A 25,522-nucleotide genomic window follows, 5' to 3' on the forward strand; every position below is an offset into this window, starting at 1 on the left:
AGCAGCAAACTGGCCCAACTGCAAAGGCGGCTTCCAGAAGTTGAATCGACAATGAACCTCGACCAATACCTTCCTGTCCTGTTGTTTATTCTGGTGGGCGTTGCTGTCGGCGTTGTGCCCCAGGTCTTGGGGCGTCTGCTGGGTCCGCACAAGCCGGACAGCGAAAAAAATTCTCCTTACGAGTGCGGCTTCGAGGCGTTTGAAGATGCTCGCATGAAATTCGATGTGCGCTACTACCTGGTCGCCATCCTGTTTATTCTTTTCGATCTTGAAATTGCCTTCCTGTTTCCGTGGGCCGTGGCGCTCAAGGAAGTTGGTGCGGTGGGTTTCTGGTCCGTGATGGTTTTTCTGGGCATTCTGGTCGTGGGTTTTGTCTACGAGTGGAAAAAAGGTGCGCTGGACTGGGAATAGATAGCCACGATTCAGCGGCAGCGCAAGCGGCCGCCACAAAGGTACGGGTATGTCATTAGAAGGTGTTTTTAACGAAGGCTTCATGACCACGAGTTACGACTCGGTGGTCAATTGGGCCAAGACGGGTTCGCTCTGGCCCATGACATTTGGTCTGGCCTGTTGCGCCGTCGAGATGATGCATGCCGGTGCGGCACGTTATGACCTCGACCGTTTCGGCATGTTGTTCCGTCCCAGCCCACGCCAGTCCGACCTGATGATTGTGGCCGGTACGCTGTGCAACAAGATGGGGCCGGCCCTGCGCAAGGTCTACGACCAGATGTCCGAGCCGCGTTGGGTCTTGTCCATGGGGTCCTGTGCCAACGGCGGTGGTTATTACCACTACAGTTATTCGGTGGTGCGCGGCTGTGACCGCATTGTCCCGGTCGACGTCTATGTGCCGGGTTGCCCACCTACGGCTGAAGCGCTGATGTACGGCATTATTCAACTGCAGCAAAAAATTCGCCGCACCAACACCATTGCGAGAGCTTGATGGGTCCTTTGCATCCCGCTTCTGCTGAACAGCTCGCAGACATTGTTGCTGCCGCCCTGGGTGAAAAAGCCAAACGCACCACGGTGGCGCTCGGCGAGTTGACCGTGGTGGTCGCCGCGGCCGACTACCATGCTGCTGCCCTGATTTTGCGCGACACCCCAGGTTGCCAGTTCGAGCAGCTGATTGACCTGTGTGGTGTTGATTATTCTGAGTACGCCGAAGGGCGTTACGACGGCCGACGCTTTTGTGTGGTCTCTCATTTGTTGTCCATCAGCCTGAACCAGCGTGTGCGGCTCAAGGTGTTCTGTGACGACGATGATTTCCCGGTGGTGGCGTCGATCAATGACGTGTGGAATGCCGCCAACTGGTTTGAGCGCGAGGCGTTTGACCTGTTTGGCATCATTTTTGAAGGTCATAACGACCTGCGTCGCATCCTGACCGACTACGGTTTTATCGGCCATCCTTTCCGCAAGGACTTCCCGACAACGGGCTATGTCGAAATGCGTTACGACCCCGAGCAGAAACGTGTGATTTATCAGCCGGTGACGATTGAGCCCCGCGAAATCACGCCACGCGTGATTCGTGAAGATAACTACGGTGGCCTGCAGTAAGCGGCGCCGGCAAGAGATACGACATGGCTGAAATCAAAAACTACACGCTCAACTTCGGGCCGCAACACCCTGCGGCCCACGGTGTGCTGCGCCTTGTGCTCGAACTCGACGGCGAAGTGATCCAGCGCGCCGATCCGCACATCGGCCTGTTGCACCGCGCCACTGAAAAACTGGCCGAAAGCAAGACCTACATCCAGTCGTTGCCTTACATGGACCGGCTCGATTACGTGTCCATGATGTCCAACGAGCATGCGTATTGCCTGGCTATCGAAAAACTCATTGGTGTGGATGTGCCGGTACGCGCGCAATACATCCGCGTGATGTTTTCCGAAATCACGCGCCTGCTCAATCACCTGCTGTGGCTGGGGGCGCACGGTTTCGACTGCGGCGCGATGAACATCCTGATTTATTGCTTCCGCGAACGTGAGGCCTTGTTTGACATGTACGAAGCCGTTTCCGGCGCGCGGATGCATGCGGCTTATTTCCGGCCGGGCGGTGTGTACCGCGACCTGCCGGAAACCATGCCGCAGTACAAGGTCAGCAAAGTCAAGAACGCAAAGGCGATTGCCGCGCTCAACGAGAACCGCCAGGGTTCGCTGCTGGACTTCATTGACGACTTCAGCACCAAGTTCCCCAAGCTGGTCGACGAGTACGAAACCCTGCTGACGGACAACCGCATCTGGAAGCAGCGCACTGTTGGCGTGGGTGTGGTGTCGCCAGAGCGCGCACTGAACCTGGGTTTCACCGGACCCATGTTGCGCGGCTCCGGCTTTGCCTGGGACTTGCGCAAGCAGCAGCCGTACGACGTGTACGCGCAGATGGATTTTGACGTGCCGGTCGGAAAAACAGGCGACTGTTATGACCGCTACCTGGTGCGTATTGAAGAAATGCGCCAGTCGAATCGCATCATCAAACAATGTGTGGACTGGCTGCGTGTCAACCCCGGCCCGGTGATCACCAGCAACCACAAGGTGGCTGCGCCCGATCGCGAGTCGATGAAATCCAACATGGAAGAGTTGATTCACCACTTCAAGCTGTTCACCGAGGGCTTTCACGTGCCTGAAGGTGAGGCTTATGCGGCGGTGGAGCATCCCAAGGGTGAGTTCGGCATTTACATCGTCAGCGATGGTGCCAACAAGCCTTATCGCCTGAAGATCCGTCCACCGGGTTTTCCGCACCTGGCCGCCATGGATGAAATGTCGCGTGGGCACATGATTGCCGACGCCGTTGCCGTGATCGGCACGATGGACATTGTGTTTGGTGAAATTGACCGATGAAAAGCTGTTGCGCAGCTCGCTACGCTGTTGGGAGCATGGAGTGATATTGTCTGAACAAACCATAACGCGCTTCGACCGCGAAGTCGCCAAGTACCCGGCTGACCAGAAGCAGTCTGCCGTCATGGCCTGCCTAGCCATCGTCCAGCAGGAGCAGGGTTTTGTCAGCGCCGAAAGCGAAAAGCTGGTCGCCGACTACCTCGGCATGGCGCCCATTGCCGTGCATGAGGTCACGACCTTCTACAACATGTACAACCAGAAGCCGATGGGCAAGTACAAGCTCAACGTCTGCACCAACCTGCCTTGCCAGTTGCGCGACGGCACCAAGGCGCTGGCCCATCTGGAGCACAAGCTCGGTATCGCCATGGGCGGTACGACCGACGACGGCCTGTTCACCCTGCAGCAGTCCGAATGTCTGGGTGCTTGTGCCGACTCTCCGGTGATGCTGGTCAACGACCTGACCATGTGCAGCTTCATGAGCAATGAAAAGCTTGACCAATTGATCGATGGCCTTAAATCCGCCGAGGCGAAATAACCATGTCCGCTTCTGCATCCACAGCTGCTTCCAGCCTTCTTGCCCAGTTTGAGGCCACCGGCGTTCAGACTTCCTTCCATGGCCGGCACATCAACCCGCAAATCATGGCGGGCCTGGATGGCACCAACTGGCGCCTGAAAGACTACGAGGCGCGCGGCGGCTACCAAGCCTTGCGCAAGATTCTGGGCAAGGACGGCGGCGAGCCCATGACACAGGACCAGGTGATTGCCGAGGTCAAGGCCGGCAGCCTGCGCGGCCGTGGCGGCGCCGGTTTCCCGACCGGCCTGAAGTGGAGCTTCATGCCACGCCAGTTCCCTGGCCAGAAGTACCTGGTCTGCAACTCGGACGAAGGTGAGCCGGGCACGGCCAAAGACCGCGACATCATGCAGTACAACCCGCACATCGTCATCGAAGGCATGGCGATTGCGGCGTATGCGATGGGCATCAGTGTCGGCTACAACTACATTCACGGCGAAATTTTCACGACCTACCGGCGTTTCGAAGAAGCGCTGGAGGAAGCGCGTGCCGCCGGCTTGCTGGGTGACAACATCCTGGGCAGCAGCTACAGCTTTCAGTTGCATGCGGCCCACGGTTTTGGCGCCTACATTTGCGGCGAAGAAACCGCCTTGCTCGAATCGCTGGAAGGCAAAAAAGGCCAGCCACGTTTCAAACCCCCATTCCCGGCAAGTTTTGGTTTGTACGGCAAGCCGACAACCATCAACAACACCGAAACCTTTGCCGCCGTGCCTTGGATCATCCGCAACGGTGGTCAGGCTTATCTGGAATGCGGCAAGCCCAACAATGGCGGCACCAAGATTTTCACCATCAGCGGTGATGTCGAGCGCCCCGGCAATTACGAAATCCCCATGGGCACGCCGTTTGCCAAGTTGCTGGAACTCGCCGGTGGCATGCGCGGCGGTCGCAAGCTCAAGGCCGTGATTCCCGGCGGTTCCTCCATGCCGGTGCTGCCTGCCGACATCATGATGGCCACCGACATGGACTACGACTCGATTGCCAAGGCCGGCTCCATGCTGGGTTCAGGCGCCGTCATCGTGATGGACGAAACCCGTTGCATGGTGAAAAGCCTGCTGCGCCTGTCCTACTTCTACATGCACGAAAGCTGCGGCCAGTGCACACCCTGCCGCGAAGGCACGGGCTGGCTCTGGCGCATGGTGAACCGCATCGAAAACGGACAAGGCCGCGAAAGCGACCTCGAGATGCTGAATTCGATTTCAGACAATATCCAGGGGCGCACGATTTGCGCCCTAGGCGATGCCGCCGCGATGCCGGTGCGCGCGATGATCAAGCACTTCCGTGCCGAGTTTGAGCACCACATCACCCACAAGACCTGCCTGGTCCCGGTTTACGCCTGACACGCGCCCCCTATAAAAGCAATTCACCATGGTTGAAATCCAACTCGACGGTCAGAAAGTGGAAGTGCTCGAAGGCAGCACGGTCATGCACGCGGCTGAAAAAGCCGGCACTTACATTCCGCATTTTTGTTATCACAAGAAACTCAGCATCGCGGCCAATTGCCGCATGTGCCTGGTCGATGTCGAAAAGGCGCCCAAGCCCATGCCGGCCTGTGCCACGCCCGTGACGCAGGGCATGATCGTGCACACCAAGAGCGACAAAGCCATCAAGGCCCAAAAAGGCGTAATGGAGTTTTTGCTGATCAACCACCCGCTGGATTGCCCGATCTGCGACCAGGGCGGCGAATGCCAGTTGCAGGATTTGGCCGTAGGTTATGGCGGCAGCGGTTCGCGTTACGAGGAAGAAAAACGCGTGGTTTTCCACAAGGACGTGGGTCCGCTGATCTCCATGGAAGAGATGAGCCGTTGTATTCACTGCACACGCTGCGTGCGTTTCGGCCAGGAAGTGGCCGGCGTGATGGAGCTGGGCATGTCGCACCGCGGTGAACATGCCGAGATTGAAACCTTCGTCGGCATGTCGGTGGACTCCGAACTGTCCGGCAACATGATAGACATCTGCCCGGTGGGTGCGCTGACCAGCAAGCCATTCCGCTACAGCGCCCGGACCTGGGAGTTGTCCCGCCGCAAGTCGGTGAGCCCGCATGACTCCACGGGTGCCAACCTGGTGATCCAGGTCAAGAACAATCAGGTCATGCGTGTGGTGCCGCTGGAGAACGAAGAGGTCAACGAGTGCTGGATTGCCGACCGTGACCGTTTTTCCTACGAAGCCCTGGGCAGCGACGAACGTCTGAAGACGCCCATGCTCAAGCAGGGCGGCGAGTGGAAGGCCGTTGACTGGCAGACCGCGCTCGAATATGTGGCCAACGGCCTGAAACAGATCAAGGCCGACCACGGCGCTGACAGTATTGGCACCTTGGCCAGCCCGCATAGCACGCTGGAAGAGCTGTTCCTGGCGGCTGCGCTGATGCGCGGCCTGGGCAGTGACAACATCGACTACCGCCTGCGCAATGCCGAGTTTGCCCCTGCGCAAACCGTGCGCTGGCTGGGCACTTCGATCGCTTCGCTGTCGCAACTGCAGCGTGTGCTGGTGGTCGGTTCGAACCTGCGCAAGGACCATCCGCTGTTTGCACAACGAATTCGGCAGTCTGTCCGCAAGGGCTGTGCGCTGAGTGCTATTAATTCCGTAGCGGAGCTGGCCACGGCCGACGCCTGGGCCATGCCTGTCGCCAACAGCCTGCTGGCCGAACCAGCCGCCTGGGTGCAGGCGCTGGCCGATGTGGCTGCAGCCATAGCGGCGGAGAAGGGTGTTGCTGCGCCGGCCTCCGGCCAGGCCAGCGATAGCGCCAAGGCGATCGCCCAATCCCTGCTGGGTGGCGAACGCAAAGCCATTTTGCTGGGTAACGCAGCGGCACACCACGCCAACGCGAGCAGCCTGTTGAACCTGGCCAACTGGATTGCCGAGCAAACCGGCGCCAGCGTGGGTTATCTGACGGAAGCCGCCAACACCGTGGGTGCGCAGCTGGCCGGTGCCTTGCCTTCGGGCAAGGGCCTGGATGCGGGCCAAATGCTGGCGGGCAAACTCAAGGCCGTGCTCCTGCTGGGCAATGAGCCTGAATTTGATTCGGCCGCCGGTGCGGCAGCCAAGGCTTCGCTCAATGCCGCCCACATGGTGGTGACCTTGAGCCCGTTCAAGGCCAATATGGATTTCAGCGACGTGTTGCTGCCGATTGCGCCTTTCACGGAAACACCAGGCACGTTTGTGAACGCCGAAGGCCGCGTGCAAAGTTTTCATGCGGTGGTCAAACCTTTGGGCGAAACACGCCCCGCCTGGAAGGTCTTGCGTGTATTGGCCAACCTGCTTGGCTTGCCCGGTTTTGATTTCGAGTCCGCTCAGGATGTGCTCAAGCAGATCAAGGGTGCCGAAGGTGCACAAGTGCCTGCAGACCGCCTGGGGAACAAGACCGACGCCAGTGTTCAGCTGGCCGCAGGCGGCGCAGCCCCTGCCGTTGCCAGCATTTACCAGCTCGACAGCCTGGTCCGGCGCGCAACATCGCTGCAGCTGACCGCCGATGCGCGGCAGGCAGCCCATGTTGAAGGAGTTGCCGCATGATTGACGCGATTTTTGCCTTTGGTCAGGGTTTGATGGGCGGCATCTGGCCGGGCACGGTCTGGCCGGTTGTGTGGGCCTTGATCAAGATTATTTGTGTGCTCTTGCCCCTGATGGGTTGCGTCGCCTACCTGACGCTGTGGGAACGCAAGGCGATTGGTTTTACCCAGATTCGTCTGGGCCCTAACCGTGTCGGTCCGTTTGGCCTGTTGCAGCCGATTGCCGATGCACTCAAGCTGCTGACCAAAGAAATCATCATGCCGACGGCGGCCAGCAAAGGCCTGTTTGTGCTGGGTCCCATCATGACCATCATGCCGGCCCTGGCCGCCTGGGCCGTGATTCCTTTCGGTCCCGAGATCGCGCTGGCCAACATCAATGCCGGTCTCTTGTTCCTGATGGCCATCACGTCGATGGAAGTTTATGGCGTGATCATTGCCGGCTGGGCTTCCAACTCCAAATACGCGTTTTTGGGCGCCATGCGCGCTTCGGCGCAAATGATCAGCTACGAAATTGCCATGGGCTTCTGCCTGGTGGTGGTGCTCATGGTGTCGGGCAGCCTCAACATGACCGACATTGTGATGAGCCAGGGCAAGGGCAGCATGGCCAGCCAGGGCTGGACCTTCCTGTCGTGGAACTGGTTGCCGCTGTTGCCGATTTTTGTCGTGTATTTCATCTCTGGCCTGGCCGAGACCAACCGCCACCCCTTCGACGTGGTGGAAGGCGAGTCCGAAATCGTGGCTGGCCATATGGTCGAGTACTCGGGCATGGCTTTCGCGATGTTCTTCCTCGCCGAATACGCAAACATGTGGCTGGTCGCCATCCTGGCCGTGCTGCTGTTCCTGGGTGGCTGGTTGCCGCCCGTCGAAGCCCTGAGCTTCATTCCGGGCTGGATCTGGCTGGGCGCCAAGACCTTTGTTGTGGTCACGATGTTCCTGTGGGTGCGCGCCACCTTCCCGCGCTTCCGTTATGACCAGATCATGCGTCTGGGCTGGAAAATCTTCATTCCTGTGACCCTGGTCTGGCTGGTGGTCGTTGGGGCCTGGATGCAGACCCCTTACAACATCTGGAAATAGAGTTATGTCTGCAATCGCGTCCGTCAAGGATTTTGTTTCGAGCTTTATGCTCACCGAGCTGTTCAAGGGCATGGCCCTGACCGGCAAGTACATGTTCAGCCGGAAAATCACGATCCAGTTTCCGGAAGAAAAAACGCCGCTGAGCCCGCGTTTCCGCGGCTTGCATGCGCTGCGTCGTTATGACAACGGTGAAGAGCGCTGCATTGCCTGCAAGTTGTGCGAGGCGGTGTGTCCGGCCATGGCCATCACGATTGAATCGGATGTGCGCGAGGACGGCAGCCGCCGCACCTCGCGTTACGACATCGACCTGACCAAGTGTATTTTTTGCGGCTTCTGCGAAGAAAGCTGTCCGGTGGACTCCATTGTGGAAACCCATATCTTTGAATACCACGGGGAAAAACGCGGCGACCTGTACTTCACCAAGGACATGTTGCTGGCGGTCGGTGACCGTTACGAAAAAGAAATTGCGGCCAATCGGGCCGCTGATGCCAAGTACCGCTGAACAAGACCAATAAGTAGTTGGCTCAAGAAAGATTCGCAGAACATGGACGCTAAAACAGGTCTCTTTTATGTCTTCGCCCTGGTGTTGCTGTTTGCCGCATTCAAGGTGATCACTGCCCGCAATCCGGTGCATGCCGCGCTGTATTTGGTCTTGGCTTTTTTCCAGGCGGCCGCCGTCTGGATTTTGCTCAAAGCCGAATTCCTCGCCATCACCCTGGTGCTGGTGTACGTCGGCGCCGTCATGGTGCTTTTCCTCTTTGTGGTGATGATGCTGGACGTCAACCTGGACGGTGTGCGCAAGGGCTTCTGGAAGCATTTCCCGCTGGCCGCCACCGTCGGTGCCCTGATTGCCCTGGAAATGGCCGCCGTCCTGATGGGTGGTTTTCGTCCCAGCCAGGAGCCCAAGCCGGTGCTAGCCGTGGCCGGTGAGGTAGTCGCCCAGGTGTCGAACACCAAAGATCTTGGCAAGGTGCTGTATTCGGAATACATCTACCCGCTGGAAATCGCGGCGGTGATTTTGCTGGTGGCCATCATTGCGGCCATTGCCCTGACCCTGCGCGCGCGCAAGGACTCCAAATACATCAACCCGTCCGACCAGATTCGCGTCAAACCGGGTGATCGGGTCCGCCTGGTCAAGATGAAGCCTACCGTTGCCGCACCTGTGGTGGCTGCTACCGAGGAGAAGGCATGATGGTCACGCTTGGACATTTTCTGACATTGGGCGCGATGTTGTTCGCGCTGTCGGTGATCGGCATTTTCCTGAACCGCAAAAACCTGATCGTGTTGCTGATGGCCATCGAGCTGATGCTGCTGGCGGTCAACATGAACTTTGTGGCGTTCTCTTATTACCTGAACGACATGGCCGGCCAGATATTTGTCTTTTTCATCCTGACGGTTGCTGCTGCCGAATCGGCCATTGGTCTGGCGATTCTGGTGCTGCTGTTCCGCAACAAGTCCAGCATCAACGTGGACGAACTCAACACGCTCAAGGGTTAATAGAAAATGAGTCAAACCCTTTCCGCAGCCACGCTGCTGGTTGTTCCACTGGCGCCGCTGGCTGGCGCTTTGCTGGCCGGTATTTTTGGCACCACCTTTGGCGGCAACTGGATAGGCCGTCGCCTGTCGCACACGCTGACCATTCTGGGCGTGCTGGTTGCTTTCGTCATCTCGGCCATGACGCTCAAAAGCGTGGTCATGGATGGCGCGCGTTTTAATGAGACGCTTTACACCTGGATGGTGGTCGGCGGCCTGAAGATGGAAATCGGCTTTCTGGTCGACGGCCTGACGGCGATGATGATGTGTGTCGTGACTTTTGTCTCGCTGATGGTGCACATCTACACCATAGGCTACATGGAAGAGGACGAGGGTTACAACCGCTTCTTTGCCTACATCTCGCTGTTCACCTTCTCCATGCTGATGCTGGTCATGAGCAACAACATGCTGCAGCTGTTCTTCGGCTGGGAGGCCGTGGGTCTGGTGTCCTACCTGCTGATCGGCTTCTGGTTCAACAAACCGACCGCCATCTTCGCCAACATGAAGGCCTTCCTGGTCAACCGCGTCGGCGACTTCGGTTTTATTCTGGGCATTGGCCTGCTCGCGGCCTACGCCGGTTCGCTCAATTACACCGAGGTGTTTGCCAAATCCGGCGATATCGCCAAGATCGGTTTCCCCGGAACCGACTGGATGCTGATCACCGTGATCTGCATCTGCCTGTTTATCGGTGCCATGGGCAAGTCGGCTCAGTTCCCGCTGCATGTCTGGCTGCCTGATTCGATGGAAGGCCCGACACCCATCTCCGCACTGATCCACGCCGCCACCATGGTGACGGCAGGTATCTTCATGGTGGCGCGTATGTCACCGCTGTTTGAGCTGAGTGACACCGCCCTGAGTTTCATCATGGTGATTGGTGCCATCACGGCGCTGTTCATGGGTTTTCTGGGCATCATCCAGAACGACATCAAACGTGTGGTGGCTTACTCCACCTTGTCGCAGCTCGGCTACATGACGGTCGCGCTGGGCGCCTCGGCTTATTCCGTGGCGGTCTTCCACCTGATGACACATGCTTTCTTCAAGGCCTTGCTGTTTCTGGCAGCGGGTTCGGTCATCATGGGTGTACACCACAACCAGGACATCCGCTGGATGGGTGGCTTGCGCAAGTACATGCCCATCACCTGGATCACGGCCTTGCTGGGTTCGCTGGCGCTGATCGGTACGCCGCTGTTTGCCGGTTTTTATTCGAAAGACAGCATCATTGAAGCGGTCCATGCCAGCCACTTGGCGGGTGCAGGGTTTGCGCATTTTGCCGTGCTGGCCGGCGTTTTTGTGACGGCGTTTTATTCCTTCCGCATGTATTTCCTGGTCTTCCACGGCAAGGAGCGTTTTGACCAGAATCCTGACGCGCATCACCATGATGCGGACGAAGAGCCAGATCCTCACCACCACCGTGATGAGCACCATGCGCCGCACGAGTCGCCCTGGGTGGTGACCGTGCCGCTGGTCCTGCTGGCCATTCCTTCGGTGGTGATTGGTTTCATGACCATTCAGCCCATGTTGTTCGGCGATTTCTTCAAGGACGCGATTGTGGTTGACGCGGACAAACACCCGGCCATGGCCGAGCTGGCGGAAATGTTCCACGGGCCGGCGCAGATGGCGCTGCACGGCCTGATGACCGCGCCGTTCTGGCTGGCCTTGGCGGGTGTGGTCGCAGCCTGGTATATGTACCTGGTCAACCCGGCCTTGCCGGCAGCAATCAAGCGCCGCGTCGAACCCCTCTACACGCTGCTCGAGAACAAGTACTACATGGACTGGTTCAATGAAAACGTGCTGGCCCGCGGCACACGCGCCCTGGGCACCGGCCTGTGGAAGGGCGGTGACGAGAAGATCATCGACGGCGCCCTGGTCAACGGCTCCTGGAAGCTGGTGGGCTGGGTCGCGGGGGTGGTGCGCAAGGTGCAGACCGGTTACATCTACCACTACGCACTGGCCATGATTCTTGGCATCTTTATTTTGATCAGCTATTTCGCGACTTGGCCAATGATCAAAGAACTGCTCAACAAATAAGCGACTAGGAGAAGAATAAAAATGGGATTGTTGAGCCTTGCCATCTGGACGCCGATTGTTTTTGGCGTCGTCTTGCTGGCACTCGGACGTGACGACCAGGCGCGCAGCGTGCGCTGGATCGCACTGATTGGTGCCCTTGTCAGTTTTCTGGTGACCCTTCCGCTGTATGGCGGGTTTGAGCTGGGCACGCCGGCGATGCAGTTTGTCGAAAAAGCTGTCTGGATCGAGCGTTTTGATGTCAATTACCACCTTGGTGTGGACGGCATTTCGCTGTGGTTTGTGTTGTTGACGGCGTTTATCAACGTGGTGGTCATCATCGCCAGCTGGGAGTCCATCACGACCCGTGTCAACCAGTACATGGCGTCCTTCCTGATACTCAGCGGATTGATGATCGGCGTGTTCTCGGCGCTGGACGGCATGTTGTTTTATGTATTTTTCGAGGCGACGCTGATACCGATGTACCTGATCATCGGTATTTGGGGCGGCCCGAACAAGATTTACGCGGCGTTCAAGTTTTTCCTTTACACGCTGCTCGGCTCCTTGTTGTTGCTGATCGCGCTGATCTTTCTGTACGTCAAGTCGAACGGCAGCTTTGATATCGCCACCTGGCACCAACTGCCTTTGAGCGGTACGGCACAAACGCTGCTTTTCTTCGCCTTCTTTGCGGCTTTCTCCGTGAAAGTGCCGATGTGGCCGGTCCATACCTGGCTGCCCGACGTGCACGTTGAAGCGCCGACCGGTGGTTCTGCGGTGCTGGCGGCCATCATGCTCAAGCTGGGGGCTTACGGTTTTCTGCGCTTTTCGATGCCAATTGCCCCCGATGCCGCGCGTGAATGGGCGTGGCTGATGATTGCACTGTCGCTGATCGCCGTGATCTACGTGGGCCTGGTGGCCATGGTCCAGCAGGACATGAAAAAGCTGGTGGCCTATTCGTCCGTGGCGCACATGGGTTTTGTGACCCTGGGTTTCTTTATCTTCAATGACATCGGTGTGTCCGGCGGTCTTGTGCAGATGATTGCCCACGGTTTTGTGTCCGGCGCGATGTTCCTGTGCATAGGCGTGTTGTACGACCGGGTGCATTCGCGCGAGATTGCGAGTTACGGCGGGGTGGTCAACACCATGCCCAAGTTTGCGGCCTTTGCGTTGCTGTTCGCGATGGCCAATTGCGGCTTGCCTGCCACGGCCGGTTTTGTGGGTGAGTGGATGGTCATCCTGGGCGCGATCAAGTTCAATTTCTGGATCGGCCTGGCGGCTGCCACGGCACTGATCTTCGGCGCGGCCTACACCTTGTGGATGTACAAACGTGTGTACCTCGGTCCTGTCGTCAATGACGATGTCAAAGGCCTGAGCGACATCAATGCCCGCGAGTTCCTGATGTTGTCCCTGCTGGCGATTGCCGTGATGGTCATGGGCATCTATCCCAAGCCTTTCACCGATGTGATGGACAGTTCGGTTGCCGGCCTGCTCAAGCACGTCGCGATCTCCAAACTGCAATAAGCAACCCTTCCAAAGAATTCAGATGATTGACAAACTCAGTTGGATCGCGGTTTACCCGGAAATCGTCCTTTTGGTCATGGCCTGTGTGGTCATGCTGGTGGACCTGGGCGTCAAAAGCCCGCAACGCACGCTGACTTATGTGCTGACCCTGCTGACACTGGCTGTGGTGGCGACGCTGGAGGCTGTGTATGCCCTCAACGGCCACACGGTCCGCGGTTTCGGCAACATGGTCGTGAGCGACCCCATGGGCAACTGGCTCAAGTGTTTCGCCTCGGTGGCCATGATGGTCACGCTGGTCTACGGCCGGCCTTATGCGGCGGACCGCCAGATGTTGCGCGGCGGCGAGTTTTTCACGCTGGCCATGTTTGTGCTGCTGGGTATCTTCGTGATGATTTCCGGCAACAACTTCCTCGTGATCTACATGGGACTGGAGCTGATGACCCTGTGCAGCTACGCCCTGGTGGCGCTGCGTCGCGACAACGGGACGGCCACCGAAGCCGCCATGAAGTATTTTGTGCTGGGCGCGATGGCGTCGGGGTTCCTGCTCTACGGCATGTCCATGATGTACGGCGCCACCGGTTCGCTCGACATCAACGAGGTCTACAACGCCATCGCCAGTCGCCAGGTCAAACATTCGGTGCTGGTGTTCGGCCTGGTCTTCATCGTCGCAGGCCTGGCTTTCAAGCTGGGCGCCGTGCCTTTCCATATGTGGCTGCCTGACGTTTACCAGGGCGCGCCCACGGCCATCACCTTGCTGATTGGCGCTGCACCGCAACTGGCCGCGTTTGCCATCTGTATCCGTTTGCTGGTGCAAGGCATGTTGCCGCTGGCCATCGACTGGCAGCAGATGCTGGCCTTGCTGGCAATAGGCTCCTTGCTGGTAGGCAACCTGGCGGCGATCGCGCAGTCCAACCTCAAGCGCATGCTGGCGTTTTCGACGATTTCCCAAATGGGTTTTCTGCTGCTGGCCTTGCTGGCGGGTGTTGTCAACGGCAACAAGCTCAATGCCGAATACGCCTACGGCTCGGCCATGTTCTACGTTCTGACCTATGTGCTGACGACGCTGGCGGTGTTCGGCATCATCTTGCTGCTGGCGCGCGAGGGCCATGAGTCGGAGGAAATCAACGACCTGGCCGGACTGAACCAGCGCAGCCCGCTGTTCGCCGGCGTCATGGCCATCTGCATGTTCTCGCTGGCGGGTGTGCCGCCCGTGGTCGGCTTCTATGCCAAGCTGGGGGTGTTGCAGGCGCTGCTGGCGTCGCAGCAGACCGCTTATATCGTGCTGGCCGTGTTTGCCGTGGTGATGTCGCTGATAGGCGCCTTCTACTACCTGCGTGTTGTCAAGGTGATGTATTTTGATGCGCCCAACCCCGGCATGCCCACCACCATTGAGGCCCCGGCCGATGCCCGCGTGGTCTTGTCGATCAATGGGGCGCTGGTCCTGTTGCTCGGGATCATGCCCGGCGGCTTGATGACCTTGTGTTCGCAAGCCATTGCCAGTGTTGTCAAATCGCTCGGTTCTTGAGTAAGTCATGAGCCAAACTGCTTCGGTATGGCTGGTGGTGGCGCTCGCCTTTCTGGCCGCCAACCTGCCTTTCCTCAGCAACCGCCTGCTTGCGGTTTACCCCCTGGCCAAACCCAAGATGCTGGCCGTGCGTGTGGCTGAACTGGTGTTCTGGTATTTTGTGGTGGGGGCCATCGCACTGTTCCTGGAGCAGCGGGTCGGACAAATCGCGCCGCAGGGCTGGGAGTTCTACGCGATCACGGCAACGATGTTCATCACCTTTGCCTTTCCGGGCTTTGTGTACCGCTACCTGTTCAAACACCGCTGACCATGGCATTGGCCGGCACGCCTGCACATCTTCCTGATCCGGCGGCGGATGGCCATCTGCGCGAAGAAAAAATCGACAGCCAGGAATTGCTGAAGGGCAATTTTTTGCACGCCTTTCGCGACACCGTTCGCTTGCCGGATGGGCGTGAAGCTTCGCGTGAATATGTGCGCCACCCGGGCGCGGTGATGATTATTGCCCAGCTCGACGACGGCCGGCTGGTGCTGGAGCGGCAATACCGCTACCCGGTGCAGGCCGTGATGCTGGAGTTCCCGGCCGGCAAGCTGGATGCGGGCGAAAGTTCTCTGGCCTGCGCACAGCGCGAACTGCTGGAAGAAACGGGTTACACCGCCAGACACTGGGCCAAGGCCGGTGTGTTGCATCCGGTGATTTCCTACTCCACCGAATTCATCGACATCTGGTTTGCCAAAGACCTGACCGCGGGGCCACGGCAACTCGACGAGGGCGAGTTTCTGGATGTGTTCACGGCCAGTCCGGCCGAGTTGCTGCAAGGGTGCCGGGACGGCAGCGTCACCGACGGCAAGACACTGGCCGCTGCCTTGTGGTTGCAAAACGTGTTGTCGGGCGCGTGGGTTTTGGACTGGCAAAAACACGGGGCTTGAGGCGCGGCCTGATAATTCGCACATGAAAGTTCTCAACCTCCAGTGTTCGCACCAGCATGCCTTTGAAGGCTGGTTTGCGTCGGAAGACGATTTTCAAAGCCAGCTCACGCGTGGCCTGATCAGTTGCCCTTTGTGTGCCGATCCCGCGATCCAGAAAATGCCCAGTGCGCCCCGGCTCAATTTTGGCGCCAGCGCACAAGCCGATGCACAGACCCAGCCTTCGCGTGAAGTGTCTGTGCCCGCCCCAGCAAGCAGTAGCCCGGCGCAAGACGTCGTGGCGGCCGCTAACCCGGCCGGGCAGGCGGCTTTTCTAAAAGCGTTGCGACATGTCATGGCCAACACTGAAGATGTGGGCCCACGTTTTGCCGACGAAGCGCGTGCCATGCATTACGGCGATGCCGAGCAACGCAACATTCGCGGCCAGGCCAGCCGGTCTGAAGCCATTGAGCTGATCGAGGAAGGTATTGATGTGATGGCTTTGCCCTTGCCGGCAGCGGTCAAGGAAACACTGCAATGACCCCCACGGTACGCTCTACTAGCGTGTAGCTCCCTGCCCCCAGAGGGGGCCGCTGCGCCTGCGGGCCGGCAGAACCAGTCCCGCGTCCCCGGCTTGACGTGGAGCCGGGGAGCCGTGGTCCGCTGATCAGGGGTACAAACCGCGCAACTCGCGCGTGTGCAAGATGCGTTTGCAGGCCACGATAAAGGTCGCCGTGCGCAGGCTGACCTTGTGGTCCTGCGCGACTTGCCAGACGCCGGCAAAAGCTTCTTTCATGATGCGCACCAGCCGCGCATTGATTTCGGCTTCGTCCCAGAAGAAGCTGGAGAAATCCTGCACCCATTCAAAGTAGCTGACGGTCACGCCGCCGGCGTTGGCGATCACGTCGGGCAGCACCAGCACATTGCGTTCCTGCAGGATGTCGTCGGCTTCCGGTGTGGTGGGGCCGTTGGCGCCTTCGATGATCATGCGCGCCTTGATGCGCCCGGCGTTGTCCTTGGTGATTTGTTGCTCCAGCGCGGCGGGAATCAGGATGTCACAATCCACGTCCCAGAACTTGTCATTGGCAATCACTTCCGCGTGCTCAAAGCCGGCCACGCTGCCGGTCGTGGCCACATGCCTGAGCAGTGCCGGTACATCCAGCCCGGCTTCGCGGTAAATCGTGCCGCCATGGTCCTGCACGGCCACCACGCGAGCGCCGGCTTCGGCAAACAGCTTGCCGGCCACGCCGCCCACATTGCCAAAACCCTGGACCGCGACGCGCGCCGTGCTGATGTCCATGCTGATGTGTTTGGCCGCTTCAACGCCGACGGTGAACACGCCGCGGCCGGTGGCTTCGCGCCGTCCCAGCGAGCCGCCCAGATCGACCGGCTTGCCGGTGACCACACCCGTGGAGGTCGAGCCGGTGTTCATGGAGTAGGTGTCCATCATCCACGCCATGATTTGCTCATTGGTGTTCACGTCGGGCGCGGGGATGTCCTTGTTCGGGCCGATGATGATGCCGATCTCGCTGGTGTAGCGGCGTGTCATACGTTCCAGTTCACCGCGTGACAAGGTTTTCGGATCAACGCGTATGCCGCCCTTGGCGCCGCCGTAGGGCACGTTGACAGCGGCATTCTTGATCGACATCCAGGCCGACAAGGCCATGACTTCGGACAGGGTCACGTCCTGGTGAAAACGCACGCCGCCTTTGCCGGGACCGCGCGAGACGTTGTGCTGCACGCGGTAACCCTCGAAGTGCGCCACCGTGCCGTCGTCCATGTGGATGGGCACATCCACAATCAGGATGCGTTTGGGACGTTTGAGGGTTTCGGCCCAGCGCGCCAGGCTGCCCAGGTGCGGGATGACACGGTCGACCTGCTGCAGGTAATTGCCCCAGGGGCCGAGCTGGTCGGCTTGCAGGTAAGAGGGCAGGCGATGGTTGCCGGAGGTGGCGACGGGGCCGGAAGCATGCGACATAAAAAGCTCCTTGTGAACAATCAATGGGCACAGCTTAGGCCTGCCGCGCTCAGCTGTCCAAGGCCGCGTTTATGTTGGGTTATGTGAATAATGCATAACCAGGGTTTTGGCGATTCAGCGAGCGACTGTCGCGACCCGGCGGTGGTGGCGTGCTCAGTCCATGAACTGCAGCGCCGCCAGACGTGCATAGACGCCGTTGGCTGCGACCAGCGAGTCATGGGTGCCTTGCTCGACCAGCTTGCCATGGTCGAGCACGATGATGCGGTCGGCTTTCTGCACCGTCGCCAGGCGGTGCGCAATCACCAGCGTGGTACGGCCCTTCATGGCCGACTCCAGTGCCGCCTGCACCATGCGTTCGCTTTCGGCATCCAGCGCGCTGGTGGCTTCGTCGAGCAGCAGCAGCGGTGAATTTTTCAGCATGGCGCGGGCAATTGCAATGCGCTGGCGCTGGCCGCCCGACAGGCGCACGCCGCGCTCGCCCAGAAAGGTGTCATAACCTTCGGGCAGGGCGCTGATGAACTCATGCGCAAAGGCTGCCTGGGCTGCCGCCTTGGTTTCCTCGTCGCTGGCGCCTGGCTTGCCGTAACGGATGTTTTCCAGCGCACTGGTGGAGAAAATCACCGCGTCTTGCGGCACGATGCCGACGCGGTGGCGCAAGTCTTCCAGGGCCATGTCGCGCGTGGCCACGCCGTCGAGTTCGATGCGGCCAGCGACCGGGTCGTAAAAACGCAGCAGCAACTGGAACACCGTGCTTTTGCCGGCGCCGCTGGGCCCGACCAACGCCACGGTTTCTCCCGGTGCCACACTCATGCTGAAATTGCTCAAGGCCGCCTGCGCCGGGCGTGACGGGTAGTGAAACGTCACCGCTTCGAATTTGATAGCGCTTCCCGTCCGTACTTCGGGGGCTGGAGCCGGATTTGATGGTGAAAGTACAGGCGAGCGGCTGGCCAGCAATTCCATCAGGCGTTCGGTGGCGCCGGCGGCGCGTAACAGGTCGCCGTAGACCTCGCCCAGCACCGCGGCCGCACTGGCCAAAATGATCACATAAACCACGGTCTGGCCCAGGTGGCCGGCCGTGATGTCGCCGCGCATGACGGCTTGTGTGCCCTGGTACAGGCCCCACAGCAGCGCGGCCGAAGTGGCGATGATGATAAAAGCCACCAGCACCGAACGTGCCCGGGTGCGGCGCACAGCCACGTTGAAGGCGTTGGTCGTCGAGACATTGAAGCGGGTGGCTTCGCGGCCCTCGGCGGTATAACTTTGCACCACGGGAATCGCATTGAGCACCTCGGCGGCGATGGCGCTGGAGTCGGCGACGCGGTCCTGGCTGGCGCGCGAGAGTTTGCGCACACGCCGGCCGAACCAGACCGAAGGCGCCACGATCAGCACCAGCCCGCCCAGCACCTGCACCATCAAATAGGGGTTGGTGTAGACCAGCATGGCCAGCGCGCCCACTCCCATCACGGCGTTGCGCAGGCCCATGCTCAGCGACGAACCCACCACGGTCTGCACCAGCGTGGTGTCGCCGGTCAGGCGGCTCAACACCTCACCGGTTTGTGTGGTTTCAAAAAACTCCGGGCTTTGCCGAAGCACGTGGGAATAGACCGCGTTGCGCAGGTCGGCCGTCACGCGTTCACCCAGCCAGCTGACCATGTAAAAACGCCCGGCCGAAAAAAGCCCCAGCGCCGCGGCCACGGCAAATAGTTCGAAAAAGTGGGTGCGCAGCCCCATCAGTTGCGCCCCTTTGTCCGACGCCGTCAGGCCGCCGTCGATCAGGCTGCGCAAGGCCAGCGGAAACACGAGCGTGGCCACAGCGGCCATCACCAGAAAAAGGATCGCGAGGCCGATCCGGCCGCGGTAAGGTCGCAAAAACGGCAACAGGCCGGACAGTGAGCGGGGAGAGCCCTTGCTTGCGGCGCGGGAGGCGGACAGGGAGGAGGATGTGGCCATCTGGCAAGTTTAGCGACAAAGTTGCTATTACAAACATAGCCTTGACAATGGTTGCCTAAGCAAGTATTATTCGGGCATGTCTTCAACTAGTAAATCCAACCCGTTCATCGACGCGATGTCCTGTTCGCTGGTCGATTTTTACCGTGCCGAAGGTTATGCGCCGAAGGAAAGCATTGGTTACCTGATGCGTCGCATCCTGGTCCTGATCGCCAATGAGGTGGAGCGCGAGCTCGAACCCCGAGGCCTGACCAATGCCCAGTGGGTGCCCTTGCTCAAGCTGTACATGGGCAGCGCCTCCACGGCGGCCGAACTGGCGCGTGAGTGTGAGCTGGATGCCGGCTCCATGACCCGTTTGCTGGACCGGCTGGAGGCCAAGGGCTTGTGCCGCCGCATCCGTTCGTCGGAAGACAGGCGTGTGGTCAACCTCGAGCTGACGGAGGCCGGGCGCGCGGCGGCCAAAGATATCCCGGCCATTCTCTGCCGGGTCCAGAACGCGCACCTGGCCGGTTTCACTATCGAAGAATGGCAAACCCTCAAGAGTTATTTGCGCCGCATTTTAGAGACGGCACAAACCCTGCAAGCCTCGGCTGAAAAAAAATGAAAAACACAACAAACACCTTTCCCGTCGCCGCGCCCACACCGCGCCCACTGCCGGTGTGGCAGGCCTCTTTTCGCATGGCCGCAGTGGCCTCGGCCAGCGTGGTGGCTGCGGGCCTGATCGCCGGCGGCCTGGTCGGTTGCGCCGACATGTCCGGCATCCAGTCGCAGTCCAGCCTGCGCGAGGCCTCGTCGCTGGGCCTGCCCACGGCTTCCGCCACACCCACGGCCCAGCCTGTTGCCGCCGACTGGTGGCGCGATTTCGGCGACGAACAACTCAATGGCCTGGTGACCCAGGCCTTGCAAAACAGCCCCAGCCTCAAGCTGGCGCAGACCCGGCTGGCGCGTGCGCAGGCGGTGACCGAGGTGGCCGATGCCGCCAAGATGCCGCAACTCAGTGGCGGCATCGACCTGACGCGCCAGAAATACACGGCCAATGGCGCCGTGCCCGCGCCGCTGGCCGGTTCCATCCGCGAAAGCGGCACGGTCCAGCTCAGCGGCAGCTGGGAGCTCGACTTCTTCGGCAAATACAGCGCTGCGCTGGAGTCCGCCCTGGGCAGCGTGCGCGCCGCGCAGGCCGACACCGAGGCCGCGCGTGTGCTGCTGGCCAGCAACGTGGCGCGCAGTTATTTCCAGATCGCCCGGCTGAACGATCAGTTGGGCGTGGCGCGTCGCACGCTGGCGCAACGCCAGGAAACCTTGGGTCTGGTGAAGGACCGCGTCAATGCCGGGCTGGACACCCAGCTGGAATTGCGCCAAAGCGAAGGCGGCCTGCCGGAAGCCCGCCTGCAGATCGAAACCCTGCAAGAACAACTGACCCTGGCGCGAAATGCCATGGGCGCCCTGGTGGGGCAGCCCAATGTGGCCTTGGCCCTGACGCCACCTGCACTGTCAGCTATGAAAACGGTAGCGCGTTCGGAGAACATTCCGGCCGACCTGCTGGGCCGGCGCGCCGACATTGCCGCCGCCCGCTGGCGGGTGGAGGCCGCGTCCAAGGACGTGGTGAATGCCAAGACGCAGTTTTATCCCAACATCAACCTGGTGGCCTTCGCCGGCTTTTCCAGCATTGGCCTGAGTCGCCTGCTCGACGCCGGCAGCCAGCAGTGGGGCGTGGGCCCGGCGCTGCGCCTGCCGATTTTTGACGCAGGCCGCCTGCGCGCCAACCTGCGCGGCAAGACGGCCGACCTCGATGGCGCGGTGGAGAGTTACAACGCCGCCGTGCTTGACGCGGTCCGCGACGTGGCCGACCAGGTCGCGTCCAGCCAGGCCATCACGCGCCAGCAGACCGAGCAGCGCGCCGCGCAAACCTCGGCCGAAGGGGCGTATGACATTGCGGTGCAGCGTTACCGGGCGGGCCTGGGTAATTACCTGAATGTGTTGACCGCCGAAACCAGCGTGCTGAACCAGCGCCGGCTGGCCGTGGACCTGGCGGCCCGCGCGCTCGACACGCAGGTGGCACTGATGCGTGCCCTGGGCGGCGGTTATACGCCGGAGGCCACCACGGCGCGCCAGGATGCTCCTGAAAAAGTAGCTGGCAGCGCAGGTACAGCAAGGGCAACAAGCCTTTTTTCCTTAAATTCTGGCATGGCGAGCCAATAAACCGCGCCCACCCCTGAATTCAATACCGGCCACAACAAACACATAACAGTCATCATGAATACTCCTCAAACCCCTGACAACAAACCCGCTGGCAACCCCAAACGCAAAAAGGCGCTGACCGCGCTGGCCAGCGTGGTGGTGGTCGGCGGCCTGGGCTGGGCCGCTTACAACTACCTGGTTTCCAGCCATTACGAAACCACCGACAACGCCTATGTGCAGGGCAATGTGATCCAGATCACGCCGCAAATCGGCGGCACCGTCACGGCCGTGCTGGCCGATGACACCGACTTCGTGAAGGCCGGCCAGCCGCTGGTGCAACTGGACCCGGCCGATGCCAAGGTCGCGCTGGACCAGGCCGAGGCCGGGCTGGCCCAGGCCGTGCGCCAGGTGCGCACGCTGTACGCCAACAACGGTTCGCTCACCGCCCAGATCACGTTGCGTGAGTCGGACGTGGTGCGCGCCCAAAGCGAGATCGCCCGCGCCAATGAAGACTTGAACCGGCGCCAGGCCCTGACCGGCAATGGCGCGGTGTCGCGCGAAGAACTCGGCCACGCCCAGACACAGCTGGCCAATGCCAAGAGCAGCCTGGCGGCGGCGCAGGCCGGCGTGGCTGCGGCGCGTGAACAACTCGCCAGCAACCAGGCGCTGACCGAAGGCACCAGTGTCGAGCAGCACCCCAGCGTGCAGGTCGCGGCGGCCAAGATGCGCGAGGCTTATCTGGCCACCCAACGTGTCGCCATGCCGGCGCCGGTGGATGGCTACGTCGCCAAACGCACGGTGCAACTGGGCCAGCGCGTGGCGGCAGGCACACCCATGATGTCCATCATTCCGCTCAAGCAGGTCTGGGTCGATGCCAATTTCAAGGAAGTGCAGTTGCGCAACATCCGCATCGGCCAGCCCGTCAAACTGACGGCGGATTTGTACGGCAACAAGATCGAATACAAAGGCACGGTCGCCGGCCTGGGCGTGGGCACAGGTGCCGCCTTTGCCTTGCTGCCGGCGCAAAACGCCACCGGCAACTGGATCAAGGTGGTGCAACGTGTGCCGGTGCGTGTGGCGCTGGATGCGGAGCAGATCGCGAAAAATCCGCTACGTGTGGGCCTGTCGATGGACGTCGAAGTGGACATCCGTAACCGCGACGGCAAGACGCTGGCTGACGCCCCAGGCACGGCCGCCACGGCGCAAAGCCCGGCTTTGCCGCTGCCGGACAGCGGGGCCGAGGCCCAGGTCCGTCGTGTGATCGCCGCCAACCTCGGCCGCGGCCGGGTCGCCAGCGGCAGGACTGAAGCTGCCGCTGCGCCCACCGTGGCACCCGCCGTCACTGCCAGCGTGAACTGAACATGGCCAGCGCCGCCATGCCTGTTGCGCACCCGCCGCTCGAAGGATCGGCGCGCACCTGGGGCACGATTGCCTTGTCCGCCGCCACGTTCATGAACGTGCTGGACACCTCCATCGCCAACGTCTCCTTGCCGGCCATCGCCGGCGACCTGGGCGTCAGCCCGAACCAGGGCACCTGGGTCATCACCAGTTTTGCCGTGGCCAACGCGATTGCCGTGCCGCTCACCGGCTGGCTGTCGCAACGTTTCGGCCAGGTCCGTCTGTTTGTCGGCAGCGTCATCCTGTTTGTCATTGCCTCGTGGTTGTGTGGCCTCGCGCCCAACATGACCACCTTGATCGCGTTTCGCGCACTGCAGGGTTTTGTCGCCGGGCCCATGATCCCGCTGTCGCAGTCCTTGCTGCTGGCCAGTTATCCGCGCGCGCTGGCGGGACTGGCCATGGCGATGTGGGCCATGACCACGCTGGTCGCGCCGGTGATGGGGCCGCTGCTGGGCGGCTGGATCACCGACAACATCGCCTGGCCCTGGATTTTTTACATCAACATTCCTGTGGGCATTGTGGCCGCGCTGGCGGCCTGGGGCATTTATCACAAGCGCGAAAGTGTCACGAAGAAACTGCCTATTGATACCGTGGGGCTGTCACTGCTGGTGATCTGGATCGGCGCCTTGCAGATGATGCTGGACCTGGGCAAGGAACACGACTGGTTCCACTCGCCCATGATCATCGGCCTGGCCGTCACGGCGGTGGTGGGTTTTGCCTTCTTCCTGATCTGGGAGCTCACGGATGAACACCCGGTGGTGGAGCTGCGCCTGTTTGCACGCCGCAACTTCTGGGCCGGCACTATCACCACCTCGGTGGCTTATGGTTTGTTTTTCGGCAACGTGGTCTTGCTGCCGTTGTGGCTGCAGCAGTTCATGGGTTACACCGCCACCAGTGCCGGCATGGTCATGGCGCCTGTGGGCTTGATGGCGCTGATGTTGTCGCCGCTGGTCGGCAAAACCGTCGGCAAGGTGGATCCGCGCCGTTACGCCACCTTTGCGTTCCTGGTGTTCGGGCTGGTGCTCTGGATGCGTTCGCAGTTCAACACCCAGGCCGACTTCAACACCATCCTGATTCCCACCGTGATCCAGGGGGTGGCCATGGCGTTTTTCTTCATCCCGCTGATGACCATCACGATGTCTGGTCTCACGCCGGACCGCATGCCGGCCGCCTCGGGCCTGACCAACTTTGTGCGTATCACGGCCGGTGCCATGGGAACCTCCATCTCGACCACGGTGTGGGAAAGCCGCGCCGCCTTGCACCACGCCCATCTGGCCGAGGCCGTCAATGTCGGCAACCCGGCGGCGCAGGCCGCCCTGTCGGGCCTGACCGCCTCCGGCTTGAGCCCCGAGCAGGCCTTGTCGCAAATTAACCGGCTGGTGGACCAGCAGGCCTTCATGCTGGCGGCCAACGACATCTTCTACATCTCGGCCTTGATGTTTCTGGCCTTGATTCCGCTGGTGTGGCTGACCCGTCCGCAAAAAATCACGGCCGACGGGCTGGACGCCGCCGCCGGGGCACACTAAGGCGAAGACACTCCCGCATTGCCGGCCTTGCGGGGCCGGCGATGCGGGGTGCCGCCCACCACTTGCCGCAAGCCGGCCAGGGCGGGCGCCAGCACCGTCATGTCGGCGTTGCCGGCATACACGGCGTAAGCCGGGTACATAAATTCAGGCGCACCCGGCACCCGGTGCAGGCGTCCTTCCGCCAGCAGGTCGCGCACGACGTTTTGCCGGAAGTAACCAGCGCCGCCCACGGCCAGCAGGTAAGCCAGTCCCAGCGGGCCGAGGCTGGAGGACACCCCCACACTGGACAGCTCGGGAAACGCCAGGCTGTGTTGGGCCGCGAACTCGCGGCCCCAGTCCACATACACATAGTCGGCCGCCTGCGGTTTCTCCAGGCCGGCCGCGGTGGTGACCATCACCAGTTTTTCCTCGATCAGCAACTCGATGCGCAGGCCAGTGCGGTGACGCGGCGCATAAGCAATCACAATGTCCAGCGTGCCATTGGCCACGCGTTCCAGCAGGTCTTCCGCCACGCCGACTTCGGTGCGTAATGCCAAGTCAGGTGCGTTGGGTCGCATCCAGAGCAACCAGTCCAGCATCAAGGGGTCCCAGAGGCTGGTTTCACAAGCCACGGTGACCACCGCCCGGCGCCCGGGTGGCACCGCCACCTGGTGGCGGGCGCGCTCCCAGACCTGCACCAAAGCCTGCGCATGGCGCACAAACTGCTCGCCGGCCGCCGTCAAGGATGCGCCGGCCTTGTTCCGCACAAAAAGTTGCCGGCCCAGCAAGTCCTCCAGCGTCTTCACACGTGCGCTGATCGCGGTCTGGGTGACATGCAGGCGCTCCGCGGCCTGGGCAAAACTGTGGCTGGACACGATTTCCAGAAAGGTACGGGCGAGGGTGATGTCCATGGCCGACTCCAGTTCATCAAGGCTGGTTTTTAAAGCAATTTAATTGCATTTAAATCAAATATAAGTCGTTTTGTTGATATCGGCGTAAACCCTATAATTTTGACGTGACCCCTGTTTCGGCAGTCTTCTTCTGCCGTTTACGTCCG

Annotated in this window: 24 protein-coding genes; 21 read left to right on the forward strand and 3 right to left on the reverse strand. The window is 60.7% G+C overall.

The annotated features are described in order from the left end of the window. Positions 1-51 precede the first annotated feature (51 nt). The 17 genes from ACHMXK_RS07585 to ACHMXK_RS07665 are packed head-to-tail and all read left to right on the forward strand — an operon-like array spanning position 52 to position 16,000. Positions 52-411: an NADH-quinone oxidoreductase subunit A gene (locus ACHMXK_RS07585; protein ID WP_318407163.1), complete on the forward strand. Its 360-nt coding sequence runs from the start codon at positions 52-54 to the stop codon at positions 409-411. Positions 412-460: 49 nt separating this feature from the next. Next, entirely contained in the window at positions 461-940 is a 480-nt protein-coding gene (locus ACHMXK_RS07590; protein WP_007864469.1) for an NADH-quinone oxidoreductase subunit B family protein, read from the forward strand. Then, positions 940-1,551, forward strand: coding sequence for an NADH-quinone oxidoreductase subunit C (locus ACHMXK_RS07595; protein WP_397439104.1), 612 nt, complete (start codon positions 940-942; stop codon positions 1,549-1,551). The genes ACHMXK_RS07590 and ACHMXK_RS07595 overlap by 1 nt, the downstream gene beginning before the upstream one ends. Positions 1,552-1,574: 23 nt before the next feature. After that, on the forward strand, positions 1,575-2,828 hold the full coding sequence (locus tag ACHMXK_RS07600; protein ID WP_318407159.1) for an NADH-quinone oxidoreductase subunit D: 1,254 nt from the start codon (positions 1,575-1,577) through the stop codon (positions 2,826-2,828). Positions 2,829-2,871: 43 nt separating this feature from the next. Then, positions 2,872-3,360, forward strand: coding sequence for an NADH-quinone oxidoreductase subunit NuoE (gene nuoE, locus ACHMXK_RS07605; protein WP_397442466.1), 489 nt, complete (start codon positions 2,872-2,874; stop codon positions 3,358-3,360). A gap of 2 nt (positions 3,361-3,362) precedes the next feature. Next, on the forward strand, positions 3,363-4,733 hold the full coding sequence (nuoF, locus tag ACHMXK_RS07610; RefSeq protein WP_397439107.1) for an NADH-quinone oxidoreductase subunit NuoF: 1,371 nt from the start codon (positions 3,363-3,365) through the stop codon (positions 4,731-4,733). A gap of 28 nt (positions 4,734-4,761) precedes the next feature. Continuing rightward, complete coding sequence (nuoG, locus tag ACHMXK_RS07615) at positions 4,762-6,903, forward strand: NADH-quinone oxidoreductase subunit NuoG (RefSeq protein ID WP_397439109.1); 2,142 nt, start codon at positions 4,762-4,764, stop codon at positions 6,901-6,903. Beyond that, positions 6,900-7,973, forward strand: a complete 1,074-nt coding sequence (gene nuoH / locus ACHMXK_RS07620; protein WP_397439111.1) for an NADH-quinone oxidoreductase subunit NuoH — start codon at positions 6,900-6,902, stop codon at positions 7,971-7,973. The genes nuoG and nuoH overlap by 4 nt, the downstream gene beginning before the upstream one ends. A gap of 4 nt (positions 7,974-7,977) precedes the next feature. Continuing rightward, on the forward strand, positions 7,978-8,475 hold the full coding sequence (gene nuoI, locus ACHMXK_RS07625) for an NADH-quinone oxidoreductase subunit NuoI (protein WP_397439113.1): 498 nt from the start codon (positions 7,978-7,980) through the stop codon (positions 8,473-8,475). A 42-nt stretch (positions 8,476-8,517) separates the two neighbouring features. Continuing rightward, positions 8,518-9,165, forward strand: coding sequence for an NADH-quinone oxidoreductase subunit J (locus ACHMXK_RS07630; protein WP_397439115.1), 648 nt, complete (start codon positions 8,518-8,520; stop codon positions 9,163-9,165). After that, positions 9,162-9,470: an NADH-quinone oxidoreductase subunit NuoK gene (nuoK, locus tag ACHMXK_RS07635; protein ID WP_318407148.1), complete on the forward strand. Its 309-nt coding sequence runs from the start codon at positions 9,162-9,164 to the stop codon at positions 9,468-9,470. The genes ACHMXK_RS07630 and nuoK overlap by 4 nt, the downstream gene beginning before the upstream one ends. A gap of 6 nt (positions 9,471-9,476) precedes the next feature. After that, positions 9,477-11,534 (forward strand): NADH-quinone oxidoreductase subunit L, encoded by a 2,058-nt coding sequence (nuoL, locus tag ACHMXK_RS07640; RefSeq protein ID WP_397439117.1) that lies wholly within the window; start codon positions 9,477-9,479, stop codon positions 11,532-11,534. 21 nt (positions 11,535-11,555) lie between these two features. Further along, complete coding sequence (locus ACHMXK_RS07645; RefSeq protein ID WP_397439119.1) at positions 11,556-13,031, forward strand: NADH-quinone oxidoreductase subunit M; 1,476 nt, start codon at positions 11,556-11,558, stop codon at positions 13,029-13,031. 22 nt (positions 13,032-13,053) lie between these two features. After that, entirely contained in the window at positions 13,054-14,556 is a 1,503-nt protein-coding gene (gene nuoN, locus ACHMXK_RS07650; RefSeq protein ID WP_397439121.1) for an NADH-quinone oxidoreductase subunit NuoN, read from the forward strand. Between the two features lie 7 nt (positions 14,557-14,563). After that, positions 14,564-14,863: a DUF2818 family protein gene (locus ACHMXK_RS07655; protein ID WP_397439123.1), complete on the forward strand. Its 300-nt coding sequence runs from the start codon at positions 14,564-14,566 to the stop codon at positions 14,861-14,863. A gap of 2 nt (positions 14,864-14,865) precedes the next feature. Continuing rightward, on the forward strand, positions 14,866-15,483 hold the full coding sequence (locus ACHMXK_RS07660; protein ID WP_397439125.1) for an NUDIX domain-containing protein: 618 nt from the start codon (positions 14,866-14,868) through the stop codon (positions 15,481-15,483). A gap of 22 nt (positions 15,484-15,505) precedes the next feature. Next, entirely contained in the window at positions 15,506-16,000 is a 495-nt protein-coding gene (locus tag ACHMXK_RS07665; protein ID WP_397439127.1) for a DUF1178 family protein, read from the forward strand. 126 nt (positions 16,001-16,126) lie between these two features. Here the strand turns inward: ACHMXK_RS07665 and ACHMXK_RS07670 are convergent, their stop codons facing one another. Both ACHMXK_RS07670 and ACHMXK_RS07675 read right to left on the reverse strand, forming a co-directional pair. Then, positions 16,127-17,437 (reverse strand): Glu/Leu/Phe/Val dehydrogenase, encoded by a 1,311-nt coding sequence (locus tag ACHMXK_RS07670; RefSeq protein WP_397439129.1) that lies wholly within the window; start codon positions 17,435-17,437, stop codon positions 16,127-16,129. A 153-nt stretch (positions 17,438-17,590) separates the two neighbouring features. Further along, complete coding sequence (locus tag ACHMXK_RS07675) at positions 17,591-19,387, reverse strand: ABC transporter transmembrane domain-containing protein (protein ID WP_397439131.1); 1,797 nt, start codon at positions 19,385-19,387, stop codon at positions 17,591-17,593. A 76-nt stretch (positions 19,388-19,463) separates the two neighbouring features. Between ACHMXK_RS07675 and ACHMXK_RS07680 the strand changes: the two genes are divergently transcribed. The 4 genes from ACHMXK_RS07680 (at position 19,464) to ACHMXK_RS07695 (ending at position 24,486) form a co-directional block, all read left to right on the forward strand. Beyond that, positions 19,464-19,988: a MarR family winged helix-turn-helix transcriptional regulator gene (locus ACHMXK_RS07680; protein WP_397439133.1), complete on the forward strand. Its 525-nt coding sequence runs from the start codon at positions 19,464-19,466 to the stop codon at positions 19,986-19,988. Positions 19,989-20,062: 74 nt separating this feature from the next. Next, complete coding sequence (locus ACHMXK_RS07685) at positions 20,063-21,583, forward strand: efflux transporter outer membrane subunit (RefSeq protein ID WP_397442467.1); 1,521 nt, start codon at positions 20,063-20,065, stop codon at positions 21,581-21,583. Positions 21,584-21,637: 54 nt separating this feature from the next. Next, positions 21,638-22,921, forward strand: a complete 1,284-nt coding sequence (locus tag ACHMXK_RS07690; protein WP_397439135.1) for an efflux RND transporter periplasmic adaptor subunit — start codon at positions 21,638-21,640, stop codon at positions 22,919-22,921. A gap of 2 nt (positions 22,922-22,923) precedes the next feature. After that, positions 22,924-24,486, forward strand: a complete 1,563-nt coding sequence (locus ACHMXK_RS07695) for a DHA2 family efflux MFS transporter permease subunit (protein WP_397439136.1) — start codon at positions 22,924-22,926, stop codon at positions 24,484-24,486. Here ACHMXK_RS07695 and ACHMXK_RS07700 read toward each other — a convergent pair. Beyond that, a complete protein-coding gene (locus ACHMXK_RS07700; protein ID WP_397439138.1) occupies positions 24,483-25,376 on the reverse strand; it encodes a LysR family transcriptional regulator in 894 nt (297 codons plus the stop codon). The two genes, ACHMXK_RS07695 and ACHMXK_RS07700, sit on opposite strands and share 4 nt — an antisense overlap. Positions 25,377-25,522: the final 146 nt, after the last annotated feature.

Source organism: Polaromonas sp. UC242_47 (assembly GCF_044452385.1).
Lineage (GTDB): Bacteria > Pseudomonadota > Gammaproteobacteria > Burkholderiales > Burkholderiaceae_C > Polaromonas.

Coding starts and splice junctions, on each gene's coding strand:
- ACHMXK_RS07585 (WP_318407163.1), top strand. CDS start 52: ATGAACCTCGACCAATACCTTCCTGTCCTGTTGTTTATTCTGGTGGGC.
- ACHMXK_RS07700 (WP_397439138.1), bottom strand. CDS start 25,376: ATGGACATCACCCTCGCCCGTACCTTTCTGGAAATCGTGTCCAGCCAC.
- nuoK (WP_318407148.1), top strand. CDS start 9,162: ATGATGGTCACGCTTGGACATTTTCTGACATTGGGCGCGATGTTGTTC.
- ACHMXK_RS07660 (WP_397439125.1), top strand. CDS start 14,866: ATGGCATTGGCCGGCACGCCTGCACATCTTCCTGATCCGGCGGCGGAT.
- ACHMXK_RS07655 (WP_397439123.1), top strand. CDS start 14,564: ATGAGCCAAACTGCTTCGGTATGGCTGGTGGTGGCGCTCGCCTTTCTG.
- nuoN (WP_397439121.1), top strand. CDS start 13,054: ATGATTGACAAACTCAGTTGGATCGCGGTTTACCCGGAAATCGTCCTT.
- ACHMXK_RS07690 (WP_397439135.1), top strand. CDS start 21,638: ATGAATACTCCTCAAACCCCTGACAACAAACCCGCTGGCAACCCCAAA.
- ACHMXK_RS07670 (WP_397439129.1), bottom strand. CDS start 17,437: ATGTCGCATGCTTCCGGCCCCGTCGCCACCTCCGGCAACCATCGCCTG.
- nuoH (WP_397439111.1), top strand. CDS start 6,900: ATGATTGACGCGATTTTTGCCTTTGGTCAGGGTTTGATGGGCGGCATC.
- ACHMXK_RS07675 (WP_397439131.1), bottom strand. CDS start 19,387: ATGGCCACATCCTCCTCCCTGTCCGCCTCCCGCGCCGCAAGCAAGGGC.
- ACHMXK_RS07685 (WP_397442467.1), top strand. CDS start 20,063: ATGGCCGCAGTGGCCTCGGCCAGCGTGGTGGCTGCGGGCCTGATCGCC.
- nuoL (WP_397439117.1), top strand. CDS start 9,477: ATGAGTCAAACCCTTTCCGCAGCCACGCTGCTGGTTGTTCCACTGGCG.
- ACHMXK_RS07595 (WP_397439104.1), top strand. CDS start 940: ATGGGTCCTTTGCATCCCGCTTCTGCTGAACAGCTCGCAGACATTGTT.
- nuoI (WP_397439113.1), top strand. CDS start 7,978: ATGTCTGCAATCGCGTCCGTCAAGGATTTTGTTTCGAGCTTTATGCTC.
- nuoG (WP_397439109.1), top strand. CDS start 4,762: ATGGTTGAAATCCAACTCGACGGTCAGAAAGTGGAAGTGCTCGAAGGC.
- ACHMXK_RS07630 (WP_397439115.1), top strand. CDS start 8,518: ATGGACGCTAAAACAGGTCTCTTTTATGTCTTCGCCCTGGTGTTGCTG.
- ACHMXK_RS07680 (WP_397439133.1), top strand. CDS start 19,464: ATGTCTTCAACTAGTAAATCCAACCCGTTCATCGACGCGATGTCCTGT.
- ACHMXK_RS07590 (WP_007864469.1), top strand. CDS start 461: ATGTCATTAGAAGGTGTTTTTAACGAAGGCTTCATGACCACGAGTTAC.
- ACHMXK_RS07645 (WP_397439119.1), top strand. CDS start 11,556: ATGGGATTGTTGAGCCTTGCCATCTGGACGCCGATTGTTTTTGGCGTC.
- ACHMXK_RS07695 (WP_397439136.1), top strand. CDS start 22,924: ATGGCCAGCGCCGCCATGCCTGTTGCGCACCCGCCGCTCGAAGGATCG.
- nuoF (WP_397439107.1), top strand. CDS start 3,363: ATGTCCGCTTCTGCATCCACAGCTGCTTCCAGCCTTCTTGCCCAGTTT.
- ACHMXK_RS07600 (WP_318407159.1), top strand. CDS start 1,575: ATGGCTGAAATCAAAAACTACACGCTCAACTTCGGGCCGCAACACCCT.
- ACHMXK_RS07665 (WP_397439127.1), top strand. CDS start 15,506: ATGAAAGTTCTCAACCTCCAGTGTTCGCACCAGCATGCCTTTGAAGGC.